General features: G+C 67.0%; 13 protein-coding genes. 12 read left to right on the forward strand and 1 reads right to left on the reverse strand.

Translation table 11 applies throughout. The annotated features are described in order from the left end of the window. Window positions 1-9: 9 nt before the first annotated feature. From ACSBPH_RS16310 to ACSBPH_RS16330, 5 genes are all read left to right on the forward strand, one after another. The gene (locus tag ACSBPH_RS16310) at window positions 10-909 is read left to right on the forward strand and encodes a carbohydrate ABC transporter permease (protein ID WP_442575360.1); all 900 of its coding nucleotides are present in this window, start codon (window positions 10-12) and stop codon (window positions 907-909) included. Next, window positions 902-1723, forward strand: coding sequence for a carbohydrate ABC transporter permease (locus ACSBPH_RS16315; protein WP_442575361.1), 822 nt, complete (start codon window positions 902-904; stop codon window positions 1721-1723). The genes ACSBPH_RS16310 and ACSBPH_RS16315 overlap by 8 nt, the downstream gene beginning before the upstream one ends. A gap of 196 nt (window positions 1724-1919) precedes the next feature. Beyond that, on the forward strand, window positions 1920-3083 hold the full coding sequence (locus ACSBPH_RS16320; RefSeq protein WP_442575362.1) for an ABC transporter substrate-binding protein: 1164 nt from the start codon (window positions 1920-1922) through the stop codon (window positions 3081-3083). 122 nt (window positions 3084-3205) lie between these two features. After that, on the forward strand, window positions 3206-4024 hold the full coding sequence (locus ACSBPH_RS16325; protein ID WP_442575363.1) for an SDR family NAD(P)-dependent oxidoreductase: 819 nt from the start codon (window positions 3206-3208) through the stop codon (window positions 4022-4024). A gap of 17 nt (window positions 4025-4041) precedes the next feature. Next, entirely contained in the window at window positions 4042-4905 is an 864-nt protein-coding gene (locus ACSBPH_RS16330; protein WP_442575364.1) for an SDR family NAD(P)-dependent oxidoreductase, read from the forward strand. Window positions 4906-4913: 8 nt separating this feature from the next. On the opposite strand, the gene ACSBPH_RS16335 is transcribed toward ACSBPH_RS16330, so the two are convergent. Further along, window positions 4914-5909: a LacI family DNA-binding transcriptional regulator gene (locus tag ACSBPH_RS16335; protein WP_442575365.1), complete on the reverse strand. Its 996-nt coding sequence runs from the start codon at window positions 5907-5909 to the stop codon at window positions 4914-4916. A gap of 200 nt (window positions 5910-6109) precedes the next feature. On the opposite strand from ACSBPH_RS16335, the gene ACSBPH_RS16340 reads away from it, so the two are divergent. From ACSBPH_RS16340 to ACSBPH_RS16370, 7 genes are all read left to right on the forward strand, one after another. Beyond that, window positions 6110-6613, forward strand: coding sequence for a flavin reductase (locus ACSBPH_RS16340; RefSeq protein WP_442575366.1), 504 nt, complete (start codon window positions 6110-6112; stop codon window positions 6611-6613). A gap of 82 nt (window positions 6614-6695) precedes the next feature. Beyond that, the gene (locus tag ACSBPH_RS16345; RefSeq protein ID WP_442575367.1) at window positions 6696-7859 is read left to right on the forward strand and encodes an acyl-CoA dehydrogenase family protein; all 1164 of its coding nucleotides are present in this window, start codon (window positions 6696-6698) and stop codon (window positions 7857-7859) included. 24 nt (window positions 7860-7883) lie between these two features. Beyond that, window positions 7884-8258: a hypothetical protein gene (locus tag ACSBPH_RS16350; RefSeq protein ID WP_442575368.1), complete on the forward strand. Its 375-nt coding sequence runs from the start codon at window positions 7884-7886 to the stop codon at window positions 8256-8258. After that, on the forward strand, window positions 8255-8995 hold the full coding sequence (locus ACSBPH_RS16355) for an SDR family NAD(P)-dependent oxidoreductase (protein WP_442575369.1): 741 nt from the start codon (window positions 8255-8257) through the stop codon (window positions 8993-8995). Before ACSBPH_RS16350 ends, ACSBPH_RS16355 begins: the two co-directional genes overlap by 4 nt. Beyond that, complete coding sequence (locus ACSBPH_RS16360) at window positions 8985-9539, forward strand: nuclear transport factor 2 family protein (protein ID WP_442575370.1); 555 nt, start codon at window positions 8985-8987, stop codon at window positions 9537-9539. Before ACSBPH_RS16355 ends, ACSBPH_RS16360 begins: the two co-directional genes overlap by 11 nt. Before the next feature lie 145 nt (window positions 9540-9684). Further along, a complete protein-coding gene (locus ACSBPH_RS16365) occupies window positions 9685-11208 on the forward strand; it encodes a PAS domain-containing sensor histidine kinase (RefSeq protein ID WP_442575371.1) in 1524 nt (507 codons plus the stop codon). A gap of 29 nt (window positions 11209-11237) precedes the next feature. After that, window positions 11238-11855 (forward strand): response regulator transcription factor, encoded by a 618-nt coding sequence (locus ACSBPH_RS16370; protein ID WP_442575372.1) that lies wholly within the window; start codon window positions 11238-11240, stop codon window positions 11853-11855. Window positions 11856-11877: the final 22 nt, after the last annotated feature.

Raw genomic sequence — 11877 nt, forward strand, 5'->3', positions numbered from 1 at the left:
AGGACGCACGTGACCGTGCAGCAGACCCCCATCCGGCGCCGCCGCAGCGGCAACCTGTGGACGTTGCCGTTCCTTCTTCCGGCGGGGATCTTCGTCGCCGCAATCGTCCTGATCCCCAGCGCCATGGGCGTCGTGTACGCCTTCACCGATTGGACCGGCGGTCCGGGCTGGAGCTGGGTGGGACTGGCGAACTTCGAACGGATGCTGAATGATCAGCTCGCTCGGGATGCCCTCTGGCACACGTTGGCTCTGACGGCGATGACCACGATCGCGATGAACGTGCTCGGCATCCTCTTCGCGCTAGGTCTGAACTCCAGGATCCGGGCCAAGACTCTGCTGCGGGTAATCTTCTTCGCGCCCGTCGTCGTCACACCCGTGATCGTGGCCAATCTGTGGAAGTACATCTACCTCCCGGACGGTCCGCTCAACGAGCTGCTGCGCGCACTCGGGCTCGACGAGCTAGCGACGTCCTGGCTGGGGAACAGCGATACCGCGCTGGGTGCGATCGCCGTGATCGTCATCTGGCAGTTCACGGGAATCGCGATGGTGATCTACCTCGCCGGTCTGCAGAACGTCCCGACGGAGCTGCTCGAGGCGGCCCAGCTGGACGGCGCCGGCGCCTTCAAGCGGTTCTGGTACATCGTTCTCCCACAGCTGCGGCCGGCGCTGGTCATCGTTTCGATGCTGACGATCATCGCGGGACTCAAGATCTTCGATCAGGTCTGGGTCACGACCCAGGGTGGCCCAGGCTCGGCGACCGCCACGCTATCCACCGCGCAGTACCAGGTGACCTTCCTTATCGGGAACTTCGCCTATGGCGCCGCCTTCGCGGTCGCGCTCTCGGTGCTCGCCGTCGTTGCGGCCCTGCTCCAGCAGGTGGTCGCCAGGAGAGGGGCCGACAATGCGTAAGTACACCTGGCGCGAGGGACTCGTCGAAGGCGGCCTGGGCCTGATAGCACTCGTGATCCTGTTTCCTGTCTACATCCTCGTCATGGGCGCCATCCGTCCCGCGGGTGATTTCGGGAATCGACTCCTCCCGCCGGCGAATCCGACTCTCGAGAACTTCGTCATCGCCTGGAACGACGCCGGCCTCTTGCAGGCGTTGCTGGCGAGCCTCGTGATCACTGCTCTCTCGATCGTGCTGGTGGTGCTCATCACTTCCGCGGCGGCATACCCGCTGGCACGGATCACGGCCACCTGGTCGAAGGCGGTCTACTACGCCTTCATGGTGGGCTTCCTCCTGCCGTTCCAGCTGGCGCTCATTCCCCTGTACGTCGCTTTCCGCGACCTGGGCCTACTCGGAAATCCTGTTTCCCTGGTGCTCTTGTACGCCGGACTGCAAGCACCGTTCTCGCTCTTCCTTTATACGGAATTCATTCGCAGCGTCCCTGTCGACTACGACGAAGCGGCACAACTGGACGGTGCCCACAGAGGAGAGATCTACTTCCACGTGGTGCTTCCGATGGTCAAGCCCATCACGGGCACGGTCATCGTCCTCAACGCCGTGAACATCTGGAACGACTTCTATGCGCCGCTGCTCTATCTGAGCGGCTCCGACGTCAAGACCCTGCCGCTGGCCATCTATCAGTTCACGGGCGAGTTCGGCTCGCAATGGGAGCTGATCTTCGCGGGCATGATCATTGCGGCCATTCCGGTGCTCGCCGCTTTCCTCATCATGCAGAAGGCCGTCTTCCGCGGCTACGCGTCCGGCCTGAAGGGCTGAACACCACTGAAGAACGCTGCACTGTGACCATCCCGACACGGTGCACACACCAAAAAAAGAGGAGTATGGGATGCACAGCAAAGCAAGGAAGCGCGCTCTGCCGGCTATGGCCCTGATCGCGACTGCGGCACTGATGACCGCCGGGTGTGCGGGAACGAGCGCGGGTGGCCAGGAGGCCCCGCAGAAGTTGTCGATCATGTGGGAGACCGGAGCCAAGACCGCGCTCGACCTCGTCATCGAACAGTTCAAGGAGAAGCACCCCGGGGTCGAGATCGACGTCGAGTACCTCGACGGCCAGGTCATCAAGACGCAGATCCCCACCCGCCTGGCAGCGGGCACTGCGCCCGACCTGTTCCGTACCGAAGCCGGATCGGGCACGACCACGGCGACCCAGGTGCTCGCCGCGCGCGGCTACCTCGCACCTATCGAGATCGACGGGCTCGATCTCCCGGAGTCGATCACAGCCACAATGGCGTACAAGGACAAGCTCTACGGCTTCGCACCCGTGCTCCAGTCCATCGGGCAGATCTTCAACGACAAGGCGCTCGCCGCGTCGGGCCTGTCGGTTCCCGAGACCTGGGACGACGTCCTCAAGTTCTGCGCGGACGCCCGCGCGCTGGGGACCTACGCCTACGCCCAGGGACCGGTCTCGTTGCACGAGAACCAGACCAGCCCGTATGCGCTGGCGGGCGAGCTGGTGTACGCGGTGGACCCCGACATCGATCAGCAGATGGCGGACGGAAGTCTCACGTTCCCCGACTCGAACTGGAAGGAAGTCCTCCAGCGAACGCTTGACATGGTCGATGCCGGATGCTTCCCCGATGGTTTCGAGGGTAATGACATGACCGCTGTTCTGGAATCCCTGGCCATCGGCAAGGGACTCGGAATGGTCGGATACTCCTCGTATCTCCCGTACGCGGCCAGCTCGGGAGCGACGTTCTCCATGTACCCGCTGCCGGCGTCGAACGACCCGGAGAAGAGCCGCCTCCTGGTCGCGCCGGCCCAGCCGTTCGGGCTGAACGCCAAGGCGAAGAACATCGATCTCGCGCAGGAGTTCCTGGCCTTCCTCGCCCAGCCCGATATCACCGAGCAGTACGCTGAGGCGCTCGCACCGACCGGTGGTCTGCTGCCGTCGAGCTTCGCCACGCAGGCGCCGCCATCGACGCAGATCGGCGACATGATGCTGAAGTTCATCGATGAGGACCGTAGCTTCCAGTTCCCCGACGCCACCTGGCCGAACCCCGAGGTGCAGATGGCTCTGCAGTCGGGAATGCAAGAAGCGATCCAGGGCAAGCGCTCCGTCGCGGACGTGCTCCAGGCCATGCAGCAGGCGTACGACCAGGGCGGCGTGGGCGGCTGACGTGCTCGTACACATCCGCCCGATCCCTCCGGCGTCGGGCGGATGTGTGCGCGGCGAGGCCAAACGATCCTTCGCAGCAGTTCTGCGGTGAGCGGCCGCACCCCGAACAGAGAGAGACACTGATGAACATGCAATTGCTCGGCAGCAAGACCGCCCTCGTCACCGGCGCCGCCGGCGGCATCGGCTCTGTGGTGGCCAAGACGTTCGCCGCTCAGGGTGCCACGGTCGTGCTCACCGACCGGAAGGGGGCCGATCTCCGCTCCGTCGAGGCCGACATCCTCGCGGCGGGCGGCCGGGCATCGTCCATCGAGATCGACGTCACCGAATGGGACGACATCGCCTCGGCGGTCGAGCGGATCCGCGCCGACGTCGGACACGTCCACGTCCTGGCCAACGTGGCCGGCGGATCCACCGGGTCCGGCGGGAGTCAGCCCATCGAGGCGCTCGACACGCACGAATGGGATCGCTCGTTGACGCTGAACCTGTCGTCGGCGTTCTATATGAGCAAGGCTCTGCATCCCCTCATCCGCGCCGCCGGCGGAGGCGCGATCGTGAATGTCGCCTCGCTGGCCGCGATCCGCATGTCGACGCACGGCGGCGCCGCGTACACCGCCGCCAAGAGCGGCATACTCGGCCTCACCCGCCACTCGGCGTTCGAGTTCGCCCGTGACGAGGTCCGCGTGAACGCCGTCCTGCCCGGGATCGTCGACGGCCCGGCCATGCGTATCGCCAACCCGGAGGCGACGAAGCAGGCGGAGGCCACCATTCCGCTCGGTCGCATGACGACGCAGCAGGAGATCGCGAACGCGATGCTGTTCCTCGCGTCCGACCTGGCCAGCGGCATCACGGGTGAGTACCTGCTCGTGGACGGCGGCATGCAGATCGGCAGTCCCACGAGCTCGTCGGTCTACTTCGAGGCGCGCGCGGCGGCCGGCAGGTGAACTCCCGGCTGGAGGCGGTGTCCGTTCCCGGCCGTCCTCCCCTCGCTCTGCCTTCCCAGCACGCCGAGCCGATCGGCACGCTCGGCGGGCGGACGGCCGTCGTCGTGGGCGCAGGCCAGGAAGGCGGTGACATCGCGGTCGGCAACGGGCGCGCAACCGCGGTGATGTTCGCGCGCTACGGCGCGAACGTCGTGCTAGTCGACCGCAATGTCGACGCCGCGGCCGAGACCCTCCGGCTGGTAGAGAGCGTGGGGGGACAGGGGATCGTCGTCGAGGCCGATGTCACCTGCGAGTCGTCGCGGGCGGAAGTGGTGGAACGCGCCGTCGCCGCATTCGGACGCATCGACATCCTGCACAACAACGTGGGGAGCGGACACGGCGACGAGCACGCCGACGCTGTGACGCCGGCGACCTGGCAGCGGCTGCTCGACCTGAATCTGACGTGGGTCCTGCAGATGTGCCGTCTGGTGGTCCCGCTCATGCGAGACGCCGGCTCGGGCATCATCATCAACGTCTCGTCGCTTGCGTCGCTCATGGGCCCGACCAGCATGGCCACGTACACGATCGCCAAGTCCGGGATCAATACGCTCACCCGACTTCTCGCGGCCGACAACGCCGGCTACAACATCCGTGTCAACGCTCTCGCCCCCGGAGTCATCGACACGCCTCACGGCGTCGACGTGCGGGCGCAGGCGCAGGGTATCGATCGGCAGGAACTCTCCCGCCGGCGCAGCGCCACGGTGCCGCTCGGTCGGTCGGGCTCGGCATGGGACGTCGCCGCTGCTTCGGTCTTCCTCGCCTCGGACGCGGCATCGTTCCTCACCGGCCTGGTGCTGCCGATCGATGGCGGCATGGCCAATCCGTTCAACGGCGATCTATGACAGCGTGATCAGGCCGACCGCCGGCGCACCACACTCATCACGGGGTCTTCGCTGGGCGCGTCGGTGGTCTCGCCCAGCGCTCGCAGCACACGTTGCGCGACACGATGACCGACCTCTTCGGGATCTGCCGCCAGCGTGGTGATGCCCAGCTGCGACAGCGGTGAGTTGTCCACGCCGATGAGCGCCAGCTCGCGCCCCTCGGTCATGCCCAGTTCCCGCATCGCGAACATCACGCGTATGGCGATGTCGTCGTTGTAGCAGCACACACCCGTCATGCCGGCTTCTCGCCAACGGGCCACCGCAGCCGTCGTCTCGGACAACGCGTCGGTGACGTCATCGGCCAGAGGTGCGGCCACGCCCGCGGCGTCGCAGGCGCGCTGGACGCCTCGCAGACGCTGGCCCGCGATCGGCCGCAGCAACGGCGACGCGGACGATGCGAACGCGATCCTGTCGTGACCGTGTTCGAGCAGGAACGCGCCTTGCATGCGACCGATGTCGGTGTGGTCGATGATGTCGGCGTCGGTGACGACCTTCGCGTGAACGGCCCCTGCGAGCTGGCCCATCGTGCTGGTGTCGAATGCGCCCCCCAGCACGGCAACGACCGCAGGGTGCAGATGCTGCGACAGTTCCTGCAGCGCGGCGGCGGCATCAGGTGCCGGAGGCATCCGATGCAGAAGAAGCGCGTAGCCTCGCTCCGCGATGTGCCGGCTCATGTGCTCGAGCATCTCGTCGAAGATCGTGCCGATGGTGAAGCCGGGCACCAGGCCGAGCACGATCGTGCTCCGTCCTTTGCGCAGTGCTCGAGCCGCGGCATCCGGGACATGTCCGAGCTCGGCCGCTTTCGCAAGAACGCGGCGGCGAGTGTCTTCGCTGATGGGCTTGTCGAGCCGGTTGTTGAGCACGTAGCTGACGGTCGCGCGCGATACGCCCAGGGCCTTCGCCACGTCCGCGGAGGTGACGCGGCGAGGCTCCACGCCCCATTCCGTCCGGGACGACTCGCTCATCGATTCCCCTCAGCGCCCTGGCGAGGGAGGGGGGCACGCCGACCGGGGGCACTCACAGGGTCACCCTATCGGGTCAGCCGCGTGCGGTGGAAAGGGAAATCCTGCCACGACCTGCTCCGCGAGCCTCTAAGGATTTTCCCATTGCGCGCGCGGGTAAGTAGGGATGTTTCGGTCTATCCCTCTTCCCATAGCGTCGAGCCATGGTCACCGAACTCACCCCCGCACAGCACAGCTTTCGCGCGGCGATGGCCAGTCTGTCCGCGGCCGTCAACATCGTCACCACCAACGGGCCGCGCGGCGAGGCGGGCGTCACCGTCAGCGCGGTCAGCTCCGTCACCGACTTACCTCCCACGCTCCTGGTCTGCGTCAACCGTTCCAGCTATACGCACGACATCTTCCAGGAGAACCGTCACGTCGCCATCAACGTCCTCGCCTCCGATCAGGAGGAGATCGCGTGGCACTTCGCCGGACGAACCGGTCTGTCGTTCGCGGAGCGTTTCGGCCTGCCGATCTGGGATCGCGACGAGAACGGCGTGCCCCTGCTGAAGGATGCCGCGGCCCGGATCTCGGGAACCATCGTCGACGAGATGGAGCGTGGATCCCACTCCGTGTTCTTCGTGGAAGTGGATACCGCGGAGTCGCGCGACGACCGCGGCGGCCTGGCGTACTTCCAGCGCAATTTCCACGCTCTGAGCGTCGCCTGACCGGCGACACGCCGGGCTTCACTTCCACCTGTCCAGCTGCGCGTCAGGCAGACGCGCGGCGCTCGACCCCACCGGAGTTCTCATGACCGATCTCGCCAGGACCGCGCCGCAGACAACGCAGAGCGAGCGACTCGCCCTGCTCCGTCCCGCACTCGACGAGCTGGGCGAGCGCCGCGAGGAGTTCGCTGCGCAGCGGTTCGTGCCGCGCGACTTCATCGACAAGCTCAAGCCGGTGGGCATCTACCGCGCATCCACCCCCGCGCGCTTCGGAGGCGAGCCGCTGGCTCCCGCCGACTTCATGGAGCTGATCGAGGAGATCTCGCGGGTCGACGGATCGACGGGGTGGGTGGCCAGTTTCGGGTCCGCCCTGGTCTACCTCGCCGCACTGCCCCTGGAGACCCAGGCCGAACTGTATGCGGCGGGACCGGACCTCGTCTTCGCCGGCGGGCTCTTTCCCGTGCAGCCGGCAGCGGCCACCAAGAACGGCTTTCTGGTCGACGGCCGCTGGAAGTTCGCGTCCGGCTGCATGGGGGCTGACATCCTGGGCGTCGGGCTGCCGGGCGATGCGTCGACCGACAACAAGCCGCGCACGGCGCTCCTTCGTCCGGAGTCCGTCGAGATCGTGCAGGACTGGGACGTGTCGGGCATGCGCGGCACAGGTTCGTTCGATCTGGTGGTGCGCGGCGTCGACGTGCCCCGCGAGTGGACGTTCATCCGCGGCGGAGTCCCGACGGTCGACGAGCCGCTCTACCGCTATCCGACCATCGCGTACGCCGCGCAGGTGCTGGCCATCGTCGGGGCAGGAGTCGCACGTGCCGCACTCGACTTCGCCGAGCGCGAGGGCTCGGGTGCGACTGGCGTCACCGGAGCGCCGAAGCTCGGTGACCGGGCCTACTACCGCTCGGGCTACGCCTCGGCCGTCGCGGCTCTCGAGTCGGCCCGCGCGTGGTTCTACGACGTCACCCGCTCGACGTGGGAGACGGTCCTCACCGGCGACCCCGTCAGCGACACTGCGAACGCGCGTCTCCGCCTCGCTTCGAGCAACCTCGCGGCAGTATCGGCGCAGGTGGTGCAGGACGTCGCCCACATCACGGGCACGGGTGCCATCTACACGCGCCACCCGCTGCACCGCCTGATGGCCGACTCGTTCGTGCCGCAACAGCACGCGTTCCTCGGCCCGTCGATGTTCGATGCTGCGGGCTCGGTGCTGCTGGGGTCGGCGCCCACTGTCCCGGGATTCCGTTGAGCCGCCCCACCGAGAAGGAGAACCGTGTCTACACCGCCCCTGAGAGTGCTCTTCGCGCTCGGCATCAATCAGAACTTCTTCGACCTCCCCACCGATCGGATCGGCGAGGTCTGGGTCGCGTTCTCGGGATTCCTCGAGGAGATGCGTGACATGCCCGGCGTCGACGTCCTCGGCGACATGGACGACGACTCGCACCAGGTCGGCCCCTCGGACGGCTGGCCGTGGACGGCCTACGTGCTGGCGGACGTGGTCGACCAGCCCACCGTCAAAGCCGTGTGCAACCTGCTGCGCACCACGCCCGTGGGCGACGGCACGTACAAGCTGTGGAAGTACACCAAGATCGAGGCGCGGATGGGCCGTGCGCTCACGGTGCGCGAGGATGTGAAGCTCTCCGCATGAGTGATGTCGCTGTCGTCACCGGAGCTGCACGCGGTGTCGGCGCCGCGATCGCGCGCGAACTGCATGCGAGCGGCTTCGACGTCGTCGTCGCCGACATCGACGTCGAGCCCGCGATCGCCGTGGCGGAGACGCTGGGCGGCGATGCCGCACGTGCGATCGGCGTGCGCGTCGACGTCGCTCAGCGGGCGTCGCTCGAGAGCCTGCTCAGCGCGGCCGTCGATGAGTTCGGCCATGTCGAGGTTCTCGTCAACTGCGCCGCGGTAACCCAGGCCCGCCCACTGATGGAGATCACGGGCGAGGAGTTCGAGCGCGTCATGGCGGTCAACGCGCAGGGCACTTTCGTGGCCAGCCAGGTCTTCGGGTCGTATCTCGCCGAGCGCGGCTACGGGCGCATCATCAACATCGCATCGCTGGCCGGGCAGAACGGCGGCACCGCAACCGGTGCGCACTACGCCACGTCCAAGGGCGCCATGCTCGCGACCACCAAGGTGTTCGCGCGGGAACTGGCAGCGCGGGGCGTGACTGTGAACGCCATCGCGCCGGGGCCCCACGCCACGGACACAGTGACCGATCTCGTGGGCGCGGACGCGTTCGACGACTTCGTCTCGCGCATCCCTGTGGGCACGGTGGGGGATCCCGCCTTCATCGGCCGCATGGTGGCACTTCTGGCCGACCGCGCCGCCGGCTTCGTGACCGGCGCCACCTGGGACGTCAACGGCGGGCTGTATGTCCGCTGATGTCAGTAGAACCGAACTCAAGCGCCGCCTGGCGGCTCTCGAGGGGGAGGCCGAGGTCCGCCGGCTGCAGGCGAGATACGCGCTGCTGTGCGATTCGCCCTGCCCCGACCCGAACATCGAATCTCTCGACGACCGCCTCGACGCGATCATCGAGCTCTACACCCCCGACGCGGTGTGGGAAGGCGTCGGGGGGGCATACCAGGGCCAGTTCGGTCGGGTCGAGGGTCACGCGGGGATCCGCGAGCATTTCCGTCGTTTCTGGGAGGACGACCAGACCGGCCTCCTCCTGAATGTGCATTACCTCACCTCGGAGCACATCCAGGTTGAGGACGACACCGCCACGGGCCAGTGGGTGCATGTTCAGCCGTGGGTATTCGAGGACGGTCGCGGCCAGATCCGGTCGAGCAGGCTCTTCAACGGCTTCCGGCGCGTCGATGGCGTGTGGCGTATCACGCGCACGCGCACGGAGAACGTGTTCATCGCCGACCTCCGGCCCGATGCGTTCCGATCGTTCGTCACGCGAACGGCTTTGATACCCCGCTGAAAGTCGCGCACCCTGACGTTTCGACCGGGGCCGGGGCGGGACTGGCGCACACGTGCAATGCCGCGGCGCGGACACGCATGCCGGATGGCCGGCGCGCTCGAGATGATGACATCCTCATCCCGATCCGATCGCTGACAGGAACCTCATGTCTGCTCGCGAGCCCGCCCTGCCCGTCACCCCGCCGACGACCGAAGGCATGGAGTCACGCGACTTCTTCTGGATGTGGGATGCCTCACCGGTGTGCATGCTCATTCACGATGCGCAGACCAAGGAGATCCTCTGGGCCAATGCGGCCGCCTGCCGCATGCTGGAGTTCAGCGTCACGGAGCTCAAGCCCCTCAAGGCGCCCGACATGTCGAGCCCTGCCCGCCAGTACGACCGCGCGATCGGCCTCGCGTGGCTGCAGAAGGCAGTCGACCAGGGTTCGAGCTCGATCGAATGGCACTATCGTTCCCGGTCGGGGCGCGTGATCCCGACGGAGGCCATCGCGACGCGTGTCGCGCTCTCCCGCGGTCTCGTCGTGATGGTCCAGTTCCGCGACATCCAGCGCGAACTGACGGTGCGGCGAGAACTCGACATCACCAACTCGTACGTCAGCGCCATCGGCCACCACGCCAGCGTCAACATCCTCGTGCTGGACGCGGCGGGAGTCGTCGAGTACGCGACGGATGCCGCCCTGCTGAGCCTGTCCGTGCCCCCGGGCGAGCATCCCGGAGCGCTCGCCGACCTGGCAGAGCTCCATCGCAACGATGCTCCTGCCACGTGGGAAGAGATCCGCGACAGCGCGGCACCCGTCGCCCGATTGCGCATCGCGGTCAAGCGCCCCGTGGACGCCGACGTCTGGCTGGAGGGAACCGTGGAACGCCTGGAGGAGCATGCGGGGGACGGGTACCTCGTGGTCCTCCAGGACGTGTCCGACCGGGTGAACGCCGAAGCGCACCGAGCGCGGGAGCGCTATCGGGAGAATTATCTCGCGCGCTACACGGCGATGGGCGATATGGCGATGGCGATCGCGCATGAACTCGGGCAGCCGCTGTCCGCGGCGAGCAACTTCCTGAGGGGCGTCACCGCGCGGCTCGATGGCGTCGAAGACCAGCAGCCGGTCGCCGAGGACGTCCGCTCGGCGGTCGAGCTGGCACGCACGCAGATCGATCGTGCCGCCGCTGTCGTCGGGAGCGTCCGGTCGTTCGTCGGCCATCAGGAACAGGACGCACAGGTCGTCGACCTGCGTTCGATCGTGGACGAATGCGGCTACTTCGTCCGGCTGCGGGCGAAGCCGGTGAACGTGGACGTGGAGGTCGTGTCTTCCGGCATCCCGCTTCTCGTCTGCTGCGAACGCGTGCTGATCGGACAGGTGATCCTGAATCTCTGCTTCAACGCGATCGAGGAGCTGGCGGCCGCCGATTCCGAGCCGCGCCGACTCCGTGTGGACGTAGGCGAGAGCTCGGGCGTCGCGATGGTGACGGTGACCGACAACGGGCGAGGAATCCAGTTCGATCCCTTCCAGCAGAGTTTCGCCTCTCGGCCGAGGGGATCAGGGATCGGCCTGATCCTCAGCCAGCGGATCGTCACGCGACAGGGGGGGAACATCTGGGCCAAGAGGCTGGCCGAGGGCGGATCGGAGTTCGGCTTCGCCCTGCCTCTGACCGTGGGGGAGGACGATCTGTGAACAGTCACACGGATCCCGGGCCCACGCCCGTGGTGCACATCATCGATGACGATGAGGCGCTGCGTTCCTCATTGGTGTTCCTGTTGCAGTCCGTCGGGCTGACGGGACTGCATTATCCCGACGGGCGCACCTTCTTGGAGGAGTTCGATCCGAAGGAGCCTGCCGTGGTCATCGTGGATGTCCGGATGCCTGGAATGAGCGGCTTTGAGTTGCAGGAGGAGCTGGTTCGACGCCGGTATCCGGCGCCCATCATCTTCTGCTCCGCCCACGGCGACGTCAGCATGTCGGTGCGGGCGATGCGCCGGGGTGCCGTCGACTTCCTGATGAAACCCTACGATCCGCAAGTCCTCATCGACGCCGTGCAACGACAGGTCAACGCTGCGGGGGGTCTCTTCGCCGAGGAGCAGAGCCGTATCGAGGTCACGAACAAGGTGGCGCGGTTGACACCCCGCGAGCGCGAGGTGCTCGGCGGCGTCGTCGCCGGCCTGCCGTCGCAGGTCATCGCGACGAGCCTGGGGGTGAGCGTGAAGACCGTCGACGTGCATCGGGCGAACATCCGCGCGAAGACGGATGCCGAGAGCCTCGGTGCTCTCGTCCGCGAAGTGCTGCTGTACGGGGTCGCGCTGGACACCGACAACGTCACGTGAGGGTCGAATCGGTGGCAGGTGC

Origin of the sequence: Microbacterium sp. F51-2R, assembly GCF_052180235.1 — a bacterium.
GTDB lineage: Bacteria > Actinomycetota > Actinomycetes > Actinomycetales > Microbacteriaceae > Microbacterium.